The organism is Agrobacterium sp. T29 (assembly GCF_006970545.1).
Lineage (GTDB): Bacteria > Pseudomonadota > Alphaproteobacteria > Rhizobiales > Rhizobiaceae > Agrobacterium > Agrobacterium leguminum.
In genome coordinates this window covers 2,163,810-2,182,484 of record NZ_CP040640.1, presented here as the reverse complement: position 1 = coordinate 2,182,484, position 18,675 = coordinate 2,163,810, and the positions used below count along the sequence as shown (strand labels likewise).

18 protein-coding genes are annotated in these 18,675 nt (G+C 60.6%); 10 read left to right on the top strand and 8 right to left on the bottom strand.

Annotated features, from left to right (window positions below; all coding sequences use genetic code 11):
• Positions 1-398: 398 nt before the first annotated feature.
• Together FGF54_RS11065 and FGF54_RS11060 are read left to right on the top strand one after the other, a co-directional pair.
• Positions 399-749 (top strand): flagellar export protein FliJ, encoded by a 351-nt coding sequence (locus FGF54_RS11065; protein ID WP_003491821.1) that lies wholly within the window; start codon positions 399-401, stop codon positions 747-749.
• 287 nt (positions 750-1,036) lie between these two features.
• Entirely contained in the window at positions 1,037-1,240 is a 204-nt protein-coding gene (locus FGF54_RS11060) for a DUF1059 domain-containing protein (protein ID WP_003522925.1), read from the top strand.
• Between the two features lie 217 nt (positions 1,241-1,457).
• Here FGF54_RS11060 and FGF54_RS11055 read toward each other — a convergent pair whose 3' ends face one another.
• The 4 genes from FGF54_RS11055 to cysQ form a co-directional block, all read right to left on the bottom strand.
• Positions 1,458-1,739, bottom strand: a complete 282-nt coding sequence (locus FGF54_RS11055) for a GNAT family N-acetyltransferase (protein ID WP_142779675.1) — start codon at positions 1,737-1,739, stop codon at positions 1,458-1,460.
• A gap of 223 nt (positions 1,740-1,962) precedes the next feature.
• The gene (locus FGF54_RS11050) at positions 1,963-2,238 is read right to left on the bottom strand and encodes a DUF1153 domain-containing protein (protein WP_003491799.1); all 276 of its coding nucleotides are present in this window, start codon (positions 2,236-2,238) and stop codon (positions 1,963-1,965) included.
• A gap of 191 nt (positions 2,239-2,429) precedes the next feature.
• Positions 2,430-3,470, bottom strand: a complete 1,041-nt coding sequence (locus FGF54_RS11045; RefSeq protein ID WP_142779674.1) for a DUF2793 domain-containing protein — start codon at positions 3,468-3,470, stop codon at positions 2,430-2,432.
• Positions 3,471-3,789: 319 nt separating this feature from the next.
• Positions 3,790-4,578 carry a 3'(2'),5'-bisphosphate nucleotidase CysQ gene (gene cysQ, locus FGF54_RS11040; protein WP_065656759.1) on the bottom strand — a complete coding sequence of 263 codons (789 nt, stop codon included), beginning with the start codon at positions 4,576-4,578 and terminating at the stop codon, positions 3,790-3,792.
• Between the two features lie 334 nt (positions 4,579-4,912).
• On the opposite strand from cysQ, the gene FGF54_RS11035 reads away from it, so the two are divergent.
• The 7 genes from FGF54_RS11035 to FGF54_RS11005 all read left to right on the top strand — a co-directional run bounded on the left by FGF54_RS11035 (position 4,913) and on the right by FGF54_RS11005 (position 11,438).
• Positions 4,913-5,815, top strand: a complete 903-nt coding sequence (locus FGF54_RS11035; protein WP_004443357.1) for a branched-chain amino acid ABC transporter permease — start codon at positions 4,913-4,915, stop codon at positions 5,813-5,815.
• Positions 5,816-5,864: 49 nt separating this feature from the next.
• Entirely contained in the window at positions 5,865-7,217 is a 1,353-nt protein-coding gene (gene livM / locus FGF54_RS11030) for a high-affinity branched-chain amino acid ABC transporter permease LivM (protein ID WP_371733942.1), read from the top strand.
• Positions 7,217-8,095, top strand: a complete 879-nt coding sequence (locus FGF54_RS11025; protein WP_142779673.1) for an ABC transporter ATP-binding protein — start codon at positions 7,217-7,219, stop codon at positions 8,093-8,095. The genes livM and FGF54_RS11025 overlap by 1 nt, the downstream gene beginning before the upstream one ends.
• Positions 8,095-8,823: an ABC transporter ATP-binding protein gene (locus FGF54_RS11020; protein ID WP_003522918.1), complete on the top strand. Its 729-nt coding sequence runs from the start codon at positions 8,095-8,097 to the stop codon at positions 8,821-8,823. Before FGF54_RS11025 ends, FGF54_RS11020 begins: the two co-directional genes overlap by 1 nt.
• 182 nt (positions 8,824-9,005) lie before the next feature.
• A complete protein-coding gene (locus FGF54_RS11015; RefSeq protein ID WP_003522917.1) occupies positions 9,006-9,359 on the top strand; it encodes a DUF6867 family protein in 354 nt (117 codons plus the stop codon).
• 119 nt (positions 9,360-9,478) lie between these two features.
• Positions 9,479-10,597 (top strand): branched-chain amino acid ABC transporter substrate-binding protein, encoded by a 1,119-nt coding sequence (locus FGF54_RS11010; RefSeq protein ID WP_003522916.1) that lies wholly within the window; start codon positions 9,479-9,481, stop codon positions 10,595-10,597.
• A gap of 124 nt (positions 10,598-10,721) precedes the next feature.
• A complete protein-coding gene (locus FGF54_RS11005; RefSeq protein WP_142779672.1) occupies positions 10,722-11,438 on the top strand; it encodes a polysaccharide deacetylase family protein in 717 nt (238 codons plus the stop codon).
• A 24-nt stretch (positions 11,439-11,462) separates the two neighbouring features.
• Here FGF54_RS11005 and FGF54_RS11000 read toward each other — a convergent pair whose 3' ends face one another.
• On the bottom strand, positions 11,463-11,987 hold the full coding sequence (locus FGF54_RS11000) for an AAA family ATPase (protein ID WP_142779671.1): 525 nt from the start codon (positions 11,985-11,987) through the stop codon (positions 11,463-11,465).
• Between the two features lie 334 nt (positions 11,988-12,321).
• Between FGF54_RS11000 and FGF54_RS10995 the strand changes: the two genes are divergently transcribed.
• Positions 12,322-13,251 (top strand): IS110 family transposase, encoded by a 930-nt coding sequence (locus FGF54_RS10995; protein WP_142779599.1) that lies wholly within the window; start codon positions 12,322-12,324, stop codon positions 13,249-13,251.
• Positions 13,252-13,399: 148 nt separating this feature from the next.
• Here the strand turns inward: FGF54_RS10995 and FGF54_RS10990 are convergent, their stop codons facing one another.
• Genes FGF54_RS10990 through FGF54_RS10980 form a run of 3 tightly spaced genes read right to left on the bottom strand, consistent with a single transcriptional unit; the run spans position 13,400 to position 18,523 of the window.
• The gene (locus FGF54_RS10990; protein WP_142779670.1) at positions 13,400-14,329 is read right to left on the bottom strand and encodes a response regulator; all 930 of its coding nucleotides are present in this window, start codon (positions 14,327-14,329) and stop codon (positions 13,400-13,402) included.
• Positions 14,326-17,721: an ATP-binding protein gene (locus tag FGF54_RS10985; RefSeq protein WP_142779669.1), complete on the bottom strand. Its 3,396-nt coding sequence runs from the start codon at positions 17,719-17,721 to the stop codon at positions 14,326-14,328. Before FGF54_RS10985 ends, FGF54_RS10990 begins: the two co-directional genes overlap by 4 nt.
• Before the next feature lie 31 nt (positions 17,722-17,752).
• Entirely contained in the window at positions 17,753-18,523 is a 771-nt protein-coding gene (locus FGF54_RS10980; RefSeq protein WP_142779668.1) for an SDR family oxidoreductase, read from the bottom strand.
• Positions 18,524-18,675: the final 152 nt, after the last annotated feature.

The following is an 18,675-nucleotide window of genomic DNA, read 5'->3' as shown; positions in this document are numbered from 1 at the left end:
CCACCAAATGGTTAACAAATTCTAATTGCCTTTGGCAAGGTGTATCGAATTTATTAAGCAAAGTAGGCATTTCGCTGTTTTTGCACGTGAATCCACCATCGCCAAAATTGAAGCTTAACGTGAGGAAATCCCGTTAAGTGATTCAATCGACTCTTACATCGTCGGGTCCATTTTTTTGGACCTGGCATTTACCGACCCTTAAATGATCGTCGTTATCATTAACGATGCCCGTAAACGAAAGGTTAACGACGGCGGTTTTTTATTAACGTCGGGTAACTTTTGGGAATCATTCCGGGACAGGGGTCAACCCTTACGGAAAAACGGGCGGGTTAAACGGGCCGATCAGGGTGGCATAGTGCCTTTTTGATCCGGGTCTCGCTATCCATGGAGTATTGCGTATGAAGTCGCGTGACAGCCTGGTTCGCCTGAAGGAATTTCAGGTCAATGAAAAACGCCGGCAGCTTAACCAGCTGCAGCAGATGATGTCCGAGTTCGAGCGGATGGCAAAGGAACTGGTGCATCAGATATCTCTGGAAGAAAGCAAGTCGGGCATTACCGATCCGACACATTTCGCCTATCCGACCTTCGCCAAGGCCGCGCGCCAGCGGGCGGATAATCTTCAGGTCTCGATTCGTGAGCTGAAGGCCCAGCAGGAAGCTGCCGAAGCTTCGCTGGAAGAGGTGCAGGCCGAATATGAAAAGGCCGCCGCACTGGAAAACCGCGACGGAGCCATCCGCGCCCGCGCCTGACCTATAGGCGCAGGAATTTACGAAGATCGTCCTCATTGACGGCTGCCGGTGGATCAGGAGGCGGCTTTCAATGACGGGACGCCATGCATTTTTTCGAAAGGCCGCTCCTTCAGGGCGGCCTTTTGTTTCGCGGCATAGCCGGTGTTTCCCGCCGGGATGGTCAGGCCTGATTTCGATTGTCCGGAGGTGGGGAAAGGCGTATTTTACGGAGGTTCCGACCGTGAGCCGGAGGCTTTTACGCGCACGCGCCCCGTGCGGGTGCGGGCGGCACTTGCAGGGAGGAAAAAATGGCCCGCCAATATATCGATTGCCGCGAATTCCCCAGTGACAGCAGATGCACCGTCGCCATCTCCGCCGATTCTCCGGAGGAACTTATGGAAGCGGCCGTGCAACACGCCGTGGCCGTGCACGGCGCAAAGGATACGCTTGAATTCCGTGAAGAAGTCCGCCGGAGCATGCATGCCGGGACGCCGCCGTTGAAGGTGGCGTGATTGCTGGCACACCCGAATATCTCCGCCGTCATGCCGGACTTGATCCGGCATCCAGTCGGCGCGCGTCTGCGCGACGAGAAGAGTCTTTTCAGCTCAATGACTTGAGCTTGCTGGACCCCGGCTCAAGGCCGGGGTGACGGCGTGTGGATGCTCCGTTTTGGCCAAAACATCCGTCGATACGTAGATAACTGACATAACGCTCGTTATGTCTGCCCATTTACCCCTGAATAACATCCGCCCATTCGGCATGGCGCAATGTCTGGGCCTTGAAGAACGGGCAGAGCGGAATGATTTTCCAGCCGCCCTTGCGGGCTTCATCGATCGCATGCGCGGCAAGCGCCTGGCCGACGCCTTTGCCGCGCAGCGCATCGGGCACGCCGGTATGATCGATGATGATGAGGGAAGGGGAGGTGCGCGAATAGGTCATCTCCGCCTTGTGGCCGTCGATGGTCGCCGAATATTCGCCGTGCGATCCGGTTTCGGTTGTCTTGATCTCCATGATGAGCGCCTTCCACATTGCTGTTGGTTGTCGGCACTGTAACGGCTTGCATCCGAATTGAAACAGCGGGATAGCGAACGCAGCGGACACAAACCGGCGACAATCGCCGGCTTTGTGGGGCAGTCTTCAGGGGAATCCGCAATCGAACCGAAAACCCCGTCGATAATCCGGCGGGGCGTTCTGGAAACTCGGTCTGGGCGCGTTTTTGCGCCGGCGCACTGTTTTAGTGGCGATATTGCTGAATGCGCGTGGTGCGCAGGCCGGCAAGGCCATGATCGGCAATCGAGGACTGCCAGGACAGGAATTCTTCGACGGTGAGCGTATAACGCTCGCAGGCTTCCTCGAGGCTCAACAGTCCACCGCGTACCGCTGCAACCACCTCCGCCTTTCTGCGAATGACCCAGCGACGGGTATTGGCAGGCGGAAGATCCGCGATCGTCAGAGGGCTGCCATCGGGGCCGATGACATATTTAACTCGTGGGCGTATCATTTCGGTCATTGGACACTCTATACAAACTCAAGACCATATGACGGGAACTCTATCCCGGTACCTTTAAAAATTGCCTAAGCAGCTCGTGACAATTTATTAAGAATTTGAACGGTTTCGCCTGATTTGTTCGAGTCGCCTTATTTTGCCGGGAAAAAATTTTTCCAAAAATCGCAATTTTTCTCTCTCATCGGTTGTTTCCGTCAGAGTGCCGCAAGCGAAAGGCACGTTTTCCCGCCGCCCTGGGTAAATTCCGCCGTTCCCTCATGCTGCAGCCGCAGGCAGTCGCCGGCATCGAGGGAAAGGATGGAGGTTGCCGACTGCGATGTGCCTGATGTGGATGCATTGCCGGCGATACCGAAGCTGGCCGCCGCGCCATTGATGAAAAGCGTCACCCGGTGGCCGGAAGAGGAGACCACGGCGAGCATCAGGGCCGCCAGATAAGGGCCCTTTGCCGGCACCACGAGTTCACGCCCGCCGCCGCTCACCGCATCGCCGAGCGCAAAGCCGCCCTCGGCGATGGAGAGCAGGGAAAAACCTGCCGCCGCGCCATTGGCGGGTTTCGTCGTGCCCGCCGGCAGGCCGGCGACGGCGAGCGGGCGGTTCGGCATCGAGACCCGGCCGTCGCCGCTGCATAGAAGTGCGGTGTGCCATGAGGCGCCATCCTTGCTGGTCTTGATCGAAAACCCGTCAGTGCCGGCAAGGCCCATTTCCGCCCGGCCGCTCCAGCCGGACTGGAACAGCAGCGAGGCGGTATCGCCCTTGCCCGCCTTGTTGATCGTCATGCGGTGGCTGCCACCTTCTTCGGCGTGGGTGAAGAGGCTGGCGGGGGCGGTGAGCGCCAGCCGGTTGGTGGCGTCGGCCTCCGTGCCGATGCCCAGCCTTTCCAGCCGGCCGGCGGCCGGCAGCGGCATGTCGCGCCAGTTGCCGTCGCGCAGGATGCGATATTTGCTCTCGGCCGCAAACCATGCCGTCCAGCCGGGCTGCGGCGTGATCGAGAGCCAGGCGCCATCCTGCCGAAAGGCGAGCCTGCCGCCCTTGCCGGCCCAGTCGCCCGTGGCATCGGCGGAGAGGAGGAAACAATCCCCTTCCGCTGGGTTATCGGGCGGCGCGGTGACGATGGCCTTGATGACCAGTTGCACGATCGCATCCAGCCTTTGCAGGGCTTCGTTATGGGTGACGTGTTTCTGTGCCTGCGAGGGGAGGATATAGGGAAGCCGAAGTCTCGCCGTCTGTTCCGTCATGATGTGCCTTCCGCGCTGCGGTGTTTCGTTGCGGGGCATTGTGGGGTGGTGACGTGGGGTGGGGATGAGTGGGGATGGGATTTTTTTTGGGCCTTGGTGTGTGTGGCTTCACCCCCCTCTGCCCTGCCGGGCATCTCCCCCTCAAGGGGGGAGATCGACTCGCGGGCGCGTTTCGCCCATCTCAACGTTTGCGAATGAAGTGGCGGTAGCGCTTCCTGCCGATCTCCCCCCTTGAGGGGGAGATGCCCGGCAGGGCAGAGGGGGGTGAAGTGGCATACGCCGAAGCTCACCAATGGCCGCAGCAAACGCCGAGCGCCTGTTACCCCGCGTGTTCCACCGCCATCGCCCCTTCCGCAATGAAATCCGGATTGGCCAGCGCATCCTCGCCATCACCCCTCACCGCATATGCAAGCGGCCTGCCCTCGCAATCGAGCGTCCTGCCGCCCGCAGCGCGCAGCACGGCGTCGCCGGCGGCCGTGTCCCACATCATGGTGCGGCTGAAGCGGGGGTAAATATCGGCGGCGCCCTCGGCCAGCATGCAGAATTTCAGCGAGGAGCCGACGGAAATGCAGTCCTTCAGCCCGTGTTCGGCCACGAAGGCTTCCGTTTTCGCCGTGCAATGCGAGCGGCTGATCAGCGCCACGGGGGAAGCGCCGCGCTGGCGCGCGCGGATGGGGTGGCGCGACAGGATGGCGCCTTCGCCGGAAATGGCGAGCTTTTCGGCGGCGTTGTCCTCGCCCGTCCATGCCTGCCCGCGGCAGGGGGCGTAAACCACGCCGGCCACCGGAACGCCGTTGCGGATGAGCGCGATGTTGACGGTGAAATCGTCCTTGCCCGAAATGAATTCCTTGGTGCCATCCAGCGGGTCGACGAGGAAGAATTCCGCGCCGGTTTCCGGCAGGATGCCGCTCGATACCGCCTCTTCGGCAACCACGGGGATATCGGGAAAATGGGCGGCCAGCGCCGCAAGAATGATCGCCTCGGCGCGCTGATCGGCCTCGGTCACCGGCGAGCAGTCGTCCTTATACGACACATGCGGGCCGGCACGGTGGACCGCCATGATGGCCTGCCCGGCGTCCAGCGCCGCTTTCGTCAATATGTCGATCATCTCTTTGCCAATTGATCCCGTCTGCGGGATATCGCCGTTCCGATCTTCGCTACTCCTTTGCCCGCTGCCCGTCAAATAATGGCGTCGGACAATGCTGAAATAAGCATCCGGCCGTCATTTTTTCAGCACTTCCTGCCAAAATCATGGCTCTTTTGACCGGGAAAGCGGCAGTCCATGTGGAAATTCCAAATTTTGTGCAGGATCGCCCGTTTTTGACTTCACATTTTTAACGAACACGATATGCATTTTGGGGGTGGGGGTCTGCCTGCAAGGGCGCCCCTATAATTAACATAACGAGGCGTGGCCCATTTGAGGTCGTGCCCGGGGGAAAGACATGGAGTATTTTATCCAGCAGCTCATAAACGGGCTGACTCTTGGATCGATCTACGGCCTCATCGCTATCGGCTATACGATGGTTTACGGCATCATCGGCATGATCAACTTCGCCCATGGCGATATTTTCATGCTCGGCGGCTTCGCCGCGCTGATCGTTTTCCTGATCGTGACATCCTTTGTCGCCGGCATTCCGGTGGCGCTTCTTCTGCTTCTGATGATGGTCGTCGCCATGCTGATGACCGGCCTGTGGAACTGGGTGATCGAACGCGTCGCCTATCGCCCGCTCAGAGGCTCCTTCCGTCTTGCGCCGCTGATCACGGCCATCGGCATGTCGATCGCGCTGTCCAACTTCATCCAGGTGACGCAGGGTCCGCGCAACAAGCCGATCCCGTCGCTGGTGACGGAAAGCTATCATTTCGGCGCCATTACCGTGTCGCTGAAGCAGCTCATCATCATGGTCGTTACCTCGGTGCTGCTCTTCGCCTTCTGGTATATCGTCAACAAGACTCCGCTCGGCCGGGCGCAGCGCGCCACCGAACAGGATCGCAAGATGGCGGCACTGCTCGGCGTCGATGTCGACAAGACGATCTCCATCACCTTCATCATGGGTGCGGCGCTCGCCGCTGTCGCGGGCACCATGTATCTCATGTATTACGGCGTTGCCTCGTTCAGCGATGGCTTCATTCCCGGCGTCAAGGCGTTTACGGCGGCCGTTCTCGGCGGCATCGGCTCGCTTCCGGGCGCTGTTCTCGGCGGTCTGCTGATCGGCCTCATCGAATCGCTGTGGTCGGCCTATTTCTCCATCGCCTACAAGGATGTCGCGGCATTCGGCATCCTGGCTTTCGTGCTGATCTTCAAGCCGACCGGTATTCTCGGTCGTCCGGAAGTCGAGAAGGTGTGATCCCATGACCAATATCGCTTCCGACAACGCTGCTTCCAGCCCGAGCCTGATGGCGACGGCTGTGAAGGAGGGCCTGATTGCGGGCCTCATCTCGTTCGGCATGTTCATTCTTTATGTCGGCATCGTCACCTATCAGGATATCAACAACCAGCTGATCTGGGGCACCCGCTGGGGGCTTCTGGCGGTCTTCGTCGGCATTGCCGCTGTCGGCCGTTTCCTCGTCGTCGGCTTCATCAAGCCGTCGCTGGATCGTCGCAAGCTGGCCAAGGCCAAGAGCGGCGTGCTGGAGATTTCCGAAGAGAAGGGCTTTTTCCACAAGCACTTCCTGAAGCTGGCGCTGGTCCTGCTGCTGCTTTATCCCGTTATCGCCGTGCAATTGTTCGGCTTTCAGGGTTCGCTGAAATTCGTCGACAATTTCGGCATCCAGATCCTGATCTATGTGATGCTGGCCTGGGGCCTCAACATCGTCGTCGGGCTGGCCGGCCTGCTCGATCTCGGTTACGTGGCCTTTTATGCGGTCGGCGCCTATTCCTATGCGCTGCTCTCCAGCCATTTCGGCCTGTCCTTCTGGGTGCTCCTGCCGGTCGCCGGCATTCTCGCGGGCTTCTGGGGCATCATCCTCGGTTTCCCGGTTCTTCGTCTTCGCGGCGACTATCTGGCGATCGTGACGCTCGCCTTCGGTGAAATCATCCGCCTCGTGCTTTTGAACTGGACGGATGTGACCAAGGGCACCTTCGGTATTTCGGGCATCGCCAAGGCGTCCGTCTTCGGCATCTGGTCCTTCGATGTGGGCGCGTCGAACAATTTCGCCAAGGCCTTCGGCCTGTCGATGTCGTCGGCCTATTACAAGATCTTCCTGTTCTACGTGATCCTGCTGCTTTGCATGCTGACGGCCTATGTGACCATCCGCCTGCGCCGCATGCCAATCGGCCGTGCCTGGGAAGCGCTGCGCGAGGACGAGATCGCCTGCCGTTCGCTCGGTATCGATACCGTCATCACCAAGCTCACCGCCTTTGCGACGGGTGCGATGTTCGGCGGTTTCGCCGGCTCCTTCTTCGCCGCGCGTCAGGGGTTCGTTTCGCCGGAAAGCTTCGTCTTCCTCGAATCCGCCGTCATTCTCGCCATCGTCGTTCTCGGCGGCATGGGCTCGCTGACGGGTATCGCCATTGCGGCGCTGGTCATGGTCGGCGGCACCGAGCTTCTGCGCGAAATGGAGTTCCTGAAGCATGTCTTCGGGCCCGATTTCACGCCGGAACTGTATCGTATGCTGCTCTTCGGGCTTGCCATGGTCATCGTCATGCTGTTCAAGCCGCGCGGCTTCGTCGGCTCGCGTGAACCCACGGCTTTCCTTAAAGAACGCAAGGCCGTCTCCGGCAGCTTTACCAAGGAAGGTCACGGTTGATGGCTTCCGGAACAACTACAATGACACCCAATACGACTGGCGACACGATCCTCAAGGTCGAACATCTCTCGATGCGCTTTGGCGGCCTGATGGCCATCAACGACTTCTCCTTCGAGGCGAAGCGCGGCGAGATCACCGCGTTGATCGGCCCGAACGGTGCGGGCAAGACCACGGTCTTCAACTGCATTACGGGCTTCTACAAGCCGACCATGGGCATGATCACCATGCGCCAGCAAAGCGGCGAGGCGCATCTTCTCGAGCGCCTGCCGGATTTCGAAATCACCAAGAAGGCCAAGGTGGCGCGCACCTTCCAGAACATCCGCCTGTTTTCGGGGTTGACGGTTCTGGAAAACCTGCTGGTGGCGCAGCACAATGCGCTGATGAAGGCCTCGGGTTACACGATCCTCGGACTTCTCGGTCTGCCCGCTTACCGCCGGGCGGTGGATGCCTCTATCGAAAAGGCCAAATACTGGCTGGACAAGGCCGATCTGATCGACCGCGCCGACGATCCGGCGGGCGACCTTCCCTATGGTGCGCAGCGCCGTCTGGAAATCGCCCGCGCCATGTGCACGGGGCCGGAGCTTTTGTGCCTCGACGAGCCGGCCGCCGGCCTCAACCCGAAGGAATCGCTGGCGCTCAACGCGCTTCTGCGCGGCATTCGCGACGAGGGCACGTCGCTGCTCCTCATCGAGCACGACATGTCCGTGGTGATGCAGATTTCCGACCATGTGGTGGTTCTGGAATATGGCCAGAAGATTTCCGACGGCACGCCGGACCATGTGAAGAACGACCCGAAGGTCATCGCCGCCTATCTGGGTGTCGAGGATGATGAAGTGGAAGACGTGATTGCGGAAGAACTCGACGGAGGAGCGGCCTGATGTCCGGTGAACCGCTTCTGAAAGTCCAGGGTGTCGAAACCTATTACGGCAATATCCGTGCTCTGGCCGGTGTCGATGTCGAGGTCAAAAAGGGTGAGATCGTCAGTCTGATCGGCGCCAACGGCGCCGGCAAGTCGACGCTGATGATGACCATCTGCGGCAGTCCGCAGGCGCGCGCCGGCCAGGTGATCTTCGACGGCGAGGATATTACCCATCTGCCGACCCATCTGATCGCGCGCAAGCGCATTGCCCAGTCGCCCGAAGGCCGCCGGATTTTCCCGCGCATGACGGTGCTGGAAAACCTGCAGATGGGCGCCAATCTCGATAACCTGAAATATTTCAAGGAAGACGTCGAGAAGATCTTCGTGATGTTCCCGCGCCTGAAGGAGCGCCAGAGCCAGCGCGGCGGCACGCTTTCCGGCGGCGAGCAGCAGATGCTCTCCATCGGCCGCGCGCTGATGGCGCGGCCGAAGCTCCTGCTGCTGGACGAGCCGTCGCTCGGTCTCGCACCCTTGATCGTCAAGGGCATTTTCGAGGCGATCAAGAAACTCAACCAGGAAGAGGGGCTGACCGTCTTCCTCGTGGAGCAGAACGCCTTTGCCGCGCTCAAGCTTTCCGACCGCGCCTATGTGATGGTCAACGGCAAGGTGACGATGAGCGGTTCGGGCAGAGAACTGCTTGCCGATCCGCAGGTGCGCGCCGCCTATCTCGAAGGCGGACGGCACTGAAAGATTTTACTTGCGCCGGAAATTTTGCGGCGCAAGACTGCAAACGGCGGCCTGTCGTCCTTTCGGCCAAACCTTAAGGAACCATGGCGGGGTGCAAACAATAAAATGCCCGGCGGGAAAACGACGGGACGACAGACAAGGCAGGGTCAGGGCGTTTCAGCCCGGCACTGATGGGGAAAGAGATGCAGGGCCTTTTTTTCGAAACGGATAACGGCGTGCGGTATGTTCTGCGCGCGCTGGTTGTTCTTCTGGGTTTCTGGACGGCATGGCGCACGGGCAAGTCCGTGGCCGATGGCTGGGGCGGTTATACGCGGGTGGTGATCTATACGCTCGCTCTGGGTGTGGTGATGCGGTTTCTGCATCACGCGCTGTTCAACGGGCCGTTCATCAACGGCTTCTATTACGTGTTTGACGTCGTTCTTCTTCTGGTTTTTTCCAGCGTCGGTTTCCGCACGCGCCGGACGAGCCAGATGGTCAATAACTACTATTGGCTTTACGACCGGACATCGGCATTTTCCTACAAGAAGAAAGATTGACAGGCGGATTTTTCCGGCTGCACAATGCTCGTCAGAGTGGAACAGTTTCCTGTTCAGTGAAGGTGGGTACTGAACAGGTCCTTGCAATCAACCCATCCAAAGGAACTGGGAGTAAAGTAATGAAGAAGTCTCTTCTTTCCGCTGTTGCGCTGACCGCCATGGTCGCGTTTGGCGGTTCGGCCTGGGCCGATGTCGTGATCGCTGTCGGCGCACCGCTGACCGGCCCGAACGCTGCTTTCGGCGCTCAGATCCAGAAGGGTGCCGAACAGGCCGCGAAAGACATCAATGCCGCCGGCGGCATCAATGGCGAGCAGATCAAGATCGTGCTGGGCGACGACGTATCCGACCCCAAGCAGGGTATTTCGGTTGCCAACAAGTTCGTCGCTGACGGCGTGAAATTCGTTGTCGGTCACTTCAACTCCGGCGTTTCCATTCCGGCTTCCGAAGTTTACGCTGAAAACGGCATTCTCGAAATCACACCCGCCGCAACCAACCCGGTCTTCACCGAGCGCGGCCTGTGGAACACGTTCCGTACCTGCGGCCGTGACGACCAGCAGGGCGGCATTGCCGGCAAGTACCTGGCCGATCATTTCAAGGACGCCAAGGTCGCCATCATTCACGACAAGACGCCTTACGGTCAGGGCCTTGCCGATGAAACCAAGAAGGCTGCCAATGCCGCCGGCGTGACGGAAGTCATGTATGAAGGCGTCAACGTCGGCGACAAGGACTTCTCCGCGCTGATCTCCAAGATGAAGGAAGCCGGCGTTTCCATCATCTACTGGGGCGGCCTGCACACCGAAGCCGGCCTCATCATCCGTCAGGCGGCTGACCAGGGCCTGAAGGCCAAGCTCGTTTCGGGCGACGGTATCGTCTCGAACGAACTTGCTTCCATCGCCGGCGACGCCGTCGAAGGCACGCTCAACACCTTCGGTCCCGATCCGACGCTGCGCCCGGAAAACAAGGAACTGGTAGAGAAGTTCAAGGCCGCCGGCTTCAACCCGGAAGCCTACACGCTCTACTCCTATGCCGCGATGCAGGCGATTGCCGGTGCGGCGAAGGCCGCCGGTTCCGTGGAGCCGGAAAAGGTTGCCGAGGCCCTGAAGTCCGGCACCTTCCCGACCGCGCTCGGCGAGATTTCCTTCGACGAGAAGGGTGACCCGAAGCTTCCCGGCTACGTCATGTACGAATGGAAGAAGGGTCCGGACGGCAAGTTCACCTACATCCAGCAGGGCAGCTAAGCCCTTCTGCGACACCCTATCGAAGCCCGGCAGCGATGCCGGGCTTTTTGTTTGCGGTCTCGGCCACACTAGGGACAACAAGGCAGGAAACTAATCCTCTCGGGAACTGCAATGAGGGATGGCAATGACGACAAAACGAGCCGTGTCGCTCTTCCTTGTTCTCGCCGTGCTGGCGACGGCGCTTGTCGGCCTGCATTTCTTCAGCAAATCCCGGACGACGCAATTATTCGGCGGCATCATCGCAAGGGTTGAAACAGCGAGGCCGATGGTGGCGCTGACTTTCGACGACGGGCCGTCGGTGCGTTTCACCCCTGATGTCCTGGCGATCCTGAGGGAGCGCGGGGTAAAAGCGACTTTCTTTTTGACCGGTCAGGAGACCGAAGAAAATCTGCCGCAGGCGCGCATGATCGTTAGCGACGGGCATCAGATCGGCAACCATAGTTACACGCATTCCAACATGATGCTGATGGGGCCGGCGCGGATCGGGGACGAGATCGAGCGCACCGATGCGGCCATTCGGACTGCGGGTTATGAAGGCGAGATCATGTTCCGCCCGCCCTATGGCAAGAAGCTGCTCACCTTGCCCTGGTATCTTTCCCGGCATGACCGGAAAACCATCATGTGGGATGTCGAGCCGGAATCCTTTCCCGATGTCGCCGAGGATGCGGGCGCCTTCGCCAGACACGTCATCGAGCAGACCGGAAACGGCTCCATTATCATCATGCATGTCATGTATCGAAGCCGCAAGATATCCCGGCAGGCTTTGCCCTTGATCATAGACGGTCTGCGTCAACGCGGGTTTGAGTTTGTCACCGTCTCGCAATTGCTCGAAAATCGCTGAAGCCCATTCTCCTGCCAGAGCGCCTCAGTCGATCCGCGTCAGAATAAAGTCCGCACGTTCCCCTATGCCGGATTTCGGAAGCACGGAAATATCGTAGCCAAGCTCGTCATAGTCGCGGAGCAAACGCTCATATTCCTCGACCGCCGCATCGAAGCCATGCTTGCGCTCGCTGTCGCCCCTGTAGATTTCCGGCCATGGCGGGGTGAGGAAGACCAGACGATTATAGCGGTGTGCAACCCGCAGCGTCTCGATGAAGGCATCGCCGCTTACATGGCGAAGCGCTGAGGCGGCGTCGATCAGGCCGCGATCGAAGAAGACCGGGCCTTCCGGAGGGGCTTTTTGCCGGTCTTCGAGCGCCATGGCGATGGCGCGGCGGGCGAAGGCTTCGATGTCGATCCACGGCAGGGCCGTGCCGCCATTGCGGGTTTCTTCGATGACGATGCGGCGGCCGGGCTCTTCCACGGTGGCGAAACCGCGTTGGGCAAGCTCGGCGAGAAGCGTGGATTTTCCGCCGCCGGAGCAGCCGGAAAGGATGATGAAACGGTCCATTGGATTTCTATCCTGTGACAGGGTTCAGGTGGTTCGAACGGTGATTTTTGGGTGGGGGTTGCCACTTGTTTCTTCTCCCCGAGGGGGAGAAGGTGGCCCGGAGGGTCGGATGAGGGGGCAACGTTGCCGGATTTCGGGGAGCTTGCCCCCTTGTAACTTGATTTCGCCGCGCTGTGATAATCTCGCTGCTGCGGTGGCGGATGGAAGACCGATCCCCCCTGGGGACATTGATCCCGTGGATGAGCCCGGGTCTCCCTCCGCTTTTTCATCGAACCCGAACAGTCGCCGGGGCCGCTTGCGTGTGCGAAGCCCGATTAGGCAAGGATGGGATAAGATGGATAATAGTGTTGGCATCGACGTTTCCAAGGACCGTCTGGATGTGGCGTTCGCAGCATCGGGCACGGTGTTCTTCGTCGAGAACAGCCATGCCGGGATCGACGATCTGGTAGAGCGTCTCAAAGAGGTGCATGCCGATATCGTGGCACTGGAAGCCACAGGCGGCTTCGAGACGCTGGCCGTGGCACGGCTTTCGGCGGCAGGATTTGCGGTGATCGTGGTCAATCCGGCGCAGGTGCGCGCCTATGCCAATGCCATCGGTCGCCGGGCCAAGACCGACGCGGTCGATGCGGCGGTGATTGCCGCTTTCGTGTCTGCCACCAAGCCACAAATCCGGCCTCTGCGTGATCAGCAAACCCAGCTTTTATCGGCACTTGTCGAGCGCAGGCGGCAGATCGTGCAGATGATCGTGGCCGAAGAGAACCGGTTACGCATGGCGCTGGAGAAATCGACCCGCAAAAGCATTCAGCGCCTGCTTGCCGCCCTGCGCCGGGAGGTGGACAGCATCGATGCGGAAATGGACGATCACATCCGCAAATCCCCCGTGTGGCGGGTGCGCGAGGCGCTGCTGACCTCCGTGCCTGGTGTGGGGCCTGCAACGGCGCGCACGCTTCTTGCCGAGATGCCGGAACTGGGCAGTCTCGACCGGCGTCAAATCGCCTCGCTGGCGGGCCTTGCTCCCTGGACCCGGCAATCGGGCAAATGGAAGGGCAAAAGCTTCATCGGTGGCGGAAGGGGCAAGGTCCGGGCGGTGTTGTTTATGGCAGCGCTGGTGGCGGCACGGCACAATCCAGTCCTCAAGGCCTTTCGCGATCGTCTCGTGCAAGCCGGAAAGCCGAAAATCCTCGCTACCGTCGCAACCATGCGAAAGCTTCTGACAATGCTCAACGCCATCATCAGAGACAACAAACCATGGCAAAACGCTTGACATCAAAGACAGTCGCTCATCCCGCTGCCGCGGACTTCTCCCCCTCGGGGAGAAGAAACAAGCCGCAACCGCCCGGCCAATAAGCGGGTGGTGTGTACTCAAGCGGACAATATATGCTGGACGAACCTTAGCATATTAACGGCAATCGTCACCCCTGATGCAATATATGCGCCGCCTTCACGGCCGCCGATGCCCGGTTTTCCACCCCGAGCTTCACATAGATCTGCTCCAGATGCTTGTTCACCGTTCTTGCGGAAAGGCCGAGGATATCGCCGATATCGCGATTGGATTTGCCCCTGGCGATCCACAGCAACACTTCCGATTCCCGGGCGGTGAGGGAAAAATGTTCGCGCAGCAGGTGGTCGCCGGATTTCTCATTGGCGGCCGTGAGGCGGAAAAGGAATTCATCCGGCCCCATGGCGCCGAGGAAAGACAGTTGCAGGGCGGGCCGCCCGGCCTCGGTGATCGTCAACGGCACGTCGCGGCTGGTTTCCGCCGCCGCCCGTTCGGCGAGCCAGCGGCCAATATGGCTGGTGACGATTTCCATGCCGTCGTCGCGGCCGGTGGCGGCGTTGACGAGGCGCGTCGCCTGCGGCGTCGACCAGTGGATGGCGCCATTGGCGCGCACGGCAAGCAGGTGGCGGCCAGCGGCATCGAGCGCGACGCGGGCGCTTTGCGCCGAGCGGGCATTGGAAAGGTGCACGCGGATGCGGGCGCGCAGCTCGTCGATGTTGATCGGCTTGGTCAGATAATCGACACCGCCGGATTCGAGCGCCCGCACCACATGTTCGGTCTCGGTCAGCCCGGTCATGAAGATGACAGGCACCTGCGCCACCGCCGCATTGGCCTTCAGGCGGCGGCAGGTCTCGAAACCGTCCATGGCCGGCATGACGGCGTCGAGCAGGATGATATCGGGCGTGATGCGTTCGGCAATGTTGAGCGCGGCCTGGCCGGAGGTGGCGATGAGGGCGGAAAAGCCTGACTGTTCCAGTGCATCGGTGAGGAACCCCAGTGCTTCCGGGCTGTCATCCACCAGCAATACGATGTCTCTCGGGGCTGCCGCCGCCTGACCGCTCATGCCTTGCCGTCTCCCGTGTCGCTATCCGCAAACCGTTTGAGAAAATGCGCGTAACCGGCCAGATCGAAGGCCTGCACATAGGTGCCGAGCTCCTGCGTGAAGGGCAGGTTTTCCGTGTTGCGGGCAAGATCGGCGAGTTTCGCCTCGATGCCGCGTATGTAGCCTATTTCGCCGAGCCGCTGCAAATCCTGAATGTGAATTGCGCCGGGATGGACGATCTGCGCCACCGGCGGCGGCGATGGCGCGGGCGGCATATCCGCCTCGTAGATCCATTTCAGGCCGAGATGCACGGCAAGCCTGTCGCAAAGCTGGCGGATATCGACGGGCTTGGCGATGGCGTCATTGTGGTTGTCTTCTCCAGCACCCGCCACGGTCCCGTCGCCGATATTGGCCGAGAGCATGATGAGCGGGGCGGTCTGGCCGGCTTCACGCAGTTTCGTCACAAGCTGCCAGCCGGTCATGCCGGGCATGGAAATATCGATGAGGAAGAGATCGGGCTTCACGCCTTCGATGAGCGTCAGGCATTCCGGCCCGCTTTGCGCCGTCAGCACCACGAAATCCAGCGGCGAGAGCACCTGCCGCATCAGCTCGCGATGATCCTCATTGTCATCGACCACGACGATGGTGCGGCGCGGCCCGGAATAGGAGCGGATGGTTTTTTCCGCCGCCGGCGCCGTGCTTGGCCGGTGCACGGCAGAGAGCATGAGGCGCACACGGAAGGTGGAGCCTTCATCCTTTGTGCTGGAAACGGAAATTTCGCCGCCGAGCGTGTTGGTAAGGAGCCTTGTGATGGTCAGGCCGAGGCCGAGGCCCGGCATGGGGCGCACGCTGTCTGCCTCGCCGCGCTGGAAGGGCTCGTAGATGCGGGCGAGGTCTTTTTCGGCAATGCCGCGGCCGGTATCGGAAACGGTGAAACTCGCCACCTGGCTGCGATAACCGACATCGAAGGTGACGGCGCCCTCATCGGTGAACTTGATGGCGTTGGAGATGAGGTTGACGAGGATCTGGCGCAGCCGCTTTTCATCGGTGCGGACATATTGCGGCAGGGCCCGCGACCGGTCGTGGCGGAACTCCAGCCCCTTGGCCTGCGCCTGCGGGCGGAACATGTCGACGATCTGGTCGAGGAAATCCTGAATATTGATTTCGTTGGAATAGACCTGCAGACGGCCCGCCTCGATCTTGGAAATATCGAGAAGCCCATCGATCAGGCCGGACAGGTGATCGGCCGAGCGGCGGATGACCTTGATCGCCGATTGCCGGGGAGGGGGAATGGTGTCGTCGCGCTCTAGAATCTGGGCATAACCCAGGACGGCATTGAGCGGCGTGCGCAATTCATGGCTGAGGCCGACGACATAACGGCTCTTGGCGCGGTTGGCGGCCTCGGCCGTTTCCTTGGCGTCCTGAAGCGCGGCGTCGGTCTTCTTGTGGGCGGCGATTTCCTTGAGCAGCAATGTGTTCTGGCGGGAGGATTCCTCCTCCGCCACCACCCGGCTGTCATGGGCAAGCACGAGAAACCAGCAGACGATGCCGGCAATGACGGCGAAGACGAAAAACACGATGAGGATGGTGCGGTTCACCACATCGGCCGTTGCCGGCGAGGCGGTGCCGACCTGATGGGCGATCATCGCCAATATGCCGCCGATGGCGGTGACGGCAATGGCTGCCGCCATGCCATAACGTCCGAGCCGGGTGGCGAGTTTGGCGACCAGCTGATCCGGCAGGAAGGATTTCGCGACGGTGGCGACCTGATAGTTTAGCTTGGCCTTCGGCTTGCACATGTCATGGCAGCGGCTGTCCAGCGAGCAGCAGAGCGAACAGATCGGCGCGGCATAGGCCGGACACCACGCCATATCCTCCGGTTCGAACGGGTGTTCGCAGATGGAGCAGGTGATGCTGCTCTCTTCGCGCCATTTCTGACGCGGCTTGCGGGCGAGATAAAATTTGCCCTTCGTGCCCCAGGCAATCAGCGGCGAGGCGATGAAAGCGACGATCAGCGTCAGATAGGGCGCGAGCGATGCGGCGAGCGGTCCGAAGGCGCCGAAATGCGCCATCAGCGCGATGGTCGCCGAAAGTGCCATGGAGCCGACGCCGACGGGGTTGATATCGTAAAGATGGGCACGCTTGAATTCGATGCCGGGCGGGGCAAGGCCAAGCGGCTTGTTGATGAAGAGATCGGCCGAGATGGTGCAGAGCCACGCCATGGCGATGATGGAAAAGATGCCGAGTGTTTCTTCCAGCAGCCGGTAAATGCCGAGCTCCATCAGAAGCAGCGCGATCGCCACGTTGAAGACCAGCCAGACGACGCGGCCGGGATGACTGTGGGTGAGCCGCGAGAAGAAATTCGACCAGGCGAGCGAACCCGCATAGGCGTTCATGACATTGATCTTCAGCTGCGAGACAACCACGAAGGCGACCATCAGCAGCATGGCGGCGGTTTCGTTGGGGATCATGTAACCGAAGGCGGTGAGATACATCTGCGCCGGATCGGCGGCGCGATCCACCGAGACGCCGGAACTGAAGGTGAGCACCACGAGGAAGGAACCGGCGAGCAGCTTCGGCACGCCGACGACGACCCAGCCGGAGCCCGCCAGGAAAACCGCAATGCGGTGACGCAGGCGGCTTTGCCCCTCGGCCGGCAGGAAGCGCAGGAAGTCCACCTGTTCGCCGATCTGCGACATCAGCGCCAGAATGACGGCGGAGGCGGCGCCGAATTCCACGAGGTTGAAATCCGCGACCGTTCCAGGTGGACCGGAAGCATGGTGAATGCCGGCAAAGGCGCGCCACAGATCGTATTTTTCCCAGTCCATCAAAGCGATGAACACGAAGGGCAAAATGTTCAGCACGATCCAGAAGGGCTGGGTGACGATCTGGAAACGGCTGATAAGGCGCACGCCATGGGTGACAAGCGGAATGACCATGACGGCCGAGATGATATAGCCGATCCACAGCGGAATGCCGAGCGCCAGTTCCAGCGCGCCGGACATGATCGACGCTTCGATGGCGAAGAGCATGAAGGTGAAGGCGGCATATATCAGCGAGGTGATGGTGGAGCCGATGTAACCGAAGCTCGCGCCGCGTGTCAGAAGATCGATATCGACGCCGTGGCGGATGGCATAACGGCTGATCGGCAGGCCGACGGCGAGCATGGCGATGGCGGCGACGAGGATGGCGTAAAAGGCGTTGGTGGTGCCATAGGAGAGCGTGATCGCCCCGCCGATGGCTTCCAGCGCCAGAAAGGAAATCGCGCCGATGGCGGTGTGGGAAATGCGATTGGAAGAAAATTGCCGGGCGCTCTTGGCGGTGAAGCGCAGCGCATAATCTTCCAGCGTCTGGTTGGCGACCCAGCGGTTATATTCGCGCCTGACGGGGATGATGCGTTGTCGTGCGGCCATGCCTATCGAGCGCCTTTCCGCAACGGGCCTCTCACAGCCGCACCGACATGCCGCCATCCACCGTCAGCACATGGCCGTTGACGAAGGAGGCCGCGTCGCTGGCCAGAAACAGGGCAGCACCGGCGATTTCATCCGGCCGGCCCCAGCGCTCCAGCGGCACGCGCAGCCTGGCGAAGGCCACCATCTCAGGATTTTCGGCAAGGGCGGCATTGGTTTCGGTGGCGAACATGCCGGGTGCTATGGCGTTGCTGGTAATGCCGCGCGCGCCATATTCCACGGCAATGGCGCGCATCAGGCCGGTCAGGCCCTGTTTGGCGACGGGATAGATCGCATCCCCCGGCCTAACGATATGGCCGAGAATGGAGGTGATGGTGATGATGCGGCCGCGACCATTGGCGCTCATGGCCTCCGCCGCATCGCGCGTCAGCGAGATGGAGGAGGTGAGGTCGGTGCGGATGAGTTCCAGCACGTCCTCATCGCTGAATTCGGCAAGCGGACGGCGGTCGCGCGCGCCGACATTGTTGACGAGAATATCGAGATGGCCGAACTCGTCCACGATACGGCGAACAAGGGCGCTGCCGGCTGCGGTATCGACAATATCGAAGGCGGCGTAATCGGCTTTTCCGCCGGCCTTGCGCAACGTGTCGACCGCCTGTTCCAGCGTTTCGGCATTGCGGCCGGTCAGCCACACATGGGCGCCCGCTTCGGCAAAGGCGCTGGCAATTTCAAAACCGAGGCCGCGGCCGCTGCCGGTGATGATGGCCGTGCGGTTTTCGAGAGAGAATTTCTGGAGAATGCCCATCGTTCACCTTTCTGCCCGAAAGCACACGGCCTGCCTTGAGCACCGGGGCGAACCCTGTCCGGGTCAATTAAACGGCGATGCCCTCGCTCAAGGATGCGCAGCTCTCTGCGCCTCAATGACTATGCCGCATATGGTGACGGGCGAAAGGTCAC

Excerpts from the sequence above, each read along its gene's own strand:
- FGF54_RS11065 (WP_003491821.1), top strand. The coding sequence starts at position 399 with ATGAAGTCGCGTGACAGCCTGGTTCGCCTGAAGGAATTTCAGGTCAAT.
- FGF54_RS11060 (WP_003522925.1), top strand. The coding sequence starts at position 1,037 with ATGGCCCGCCAATATATCGATTGCCGCGAATTCCCCAGTGACAGCAGA.
- FGF54_RS11055 (WP_142779675.1), bottom strand. The coding sequence starts at position 1,739 with ATGGAGATCAAGACAACCGAAACCGGATCGCACGGCGAATATTCGGCG.
- FGF54_RS11050 (WP_003491799.1), bottom strand. The coding sequence starts at position 2,238 with ATGACCGAAATGATACGCCCACGAGTTAAATATGTCATCGGCCCCGAT.
- FGF54_RS11045 (WP_142779674.1), bottom strand. The coding sequence starts at position 3,470 with ATGACGGAACAGACGGCGAGACTTCGGCTTCCCTATATCCTCCCCTCG.
- cysQ (WP_065656759.1), bottom strand. The coding sequence starts at position 4,578 with ATGATCGACATATTGACGAAAGCGGCGCTGGACGCCGGGCAGGCCATC.
- FGF54_RS11035 (WP_004443357.1), top strand. The coding sequence starts at position 4,913 with ATGGAGTATTTTATCCAGCAGCTCATAAACGGGCTGACTCTTGGATCG.
- livM (WP_371733942.1), top strand. The coding sequence starts at position 5,865 with ATGGCGACGGCTGTGAAGGAGGGCCTGATTGCGGGCCTCATCTCGTTC.
- FGF54_RS11025 (WP_142779673.1), top strand. The coding sequence starts at position 7,217 with ATGGCTTCCGGAACAACTACAATGACACCCAATACGACTGGCGACACG.
- FGF54_RS11020 (WP_003522918.1), top strand. The coding sequence starts at position 8,095 with ATGTCCGGTGAACCGCTTCTGAAAGTCCAGGGTGTCGAAACCTATTAC.
- FGF54_RS11015 (WP_003522917.1), top strand. The coding sequence starts at position 9,006 with ATGCAGGGCCTTTTTTTCGAAACGGATAACGGCGTGCGGTATGTTCTG.
- FGF54_RS11010 (WP_003522916.1), top strand. The coding sequence starts at position 9,479 with ATGAAGAAGTCTCTTCTTTCCGCTGTTGCGCTGACCGCCATGGTCGCG.
- FGF54_RS11005 (WP_142779672.1), top strand. The coding sequence starts at position 10,722 with ATGACGACAAAACGAGCCGTGTCGCTCTTCCTTGTTCTCGCCGTGCTG.
- FGF54_RS11000 (WP_142779671.1), bottom strand. The coding sequence starts at position 11,987 with ATGGACCGTTTCATCATCCTTTCCGGCTGCTCCGGCGGCGGAAAATCC.
- FGF54_RS10995 (WP_142779599.1), top strand. The coding sequence starts at position 12,322 with ATGGATAATAGTGTTGGCATCGACGTTTCCAAGGACCGTCTGGATGTG.
- FGF54_RS10990 (WP_142779670.1), bottom strand. The coding sequence starts at position 14,329 with ATGAGCGGTCAGGCGGCGGCAGCCCCGAGAGACATCGTATTGCTGGTG.
- FGF54_RS10985 (WP_142779669.1), bottom strand. The coding sequence starts at position 17,721 with ATGGCCGCACGACAACGCATCATCCCCGTCAGGCGCGAATATAACCGC.
- FGF54_RS10980 (WP_142779668.1), bottom strand. The coding sequence starts at position 18,523 with ATGGGCATTCTCCAGAAATTCTCTCTCGAAAACCGCACGGCCATCATC.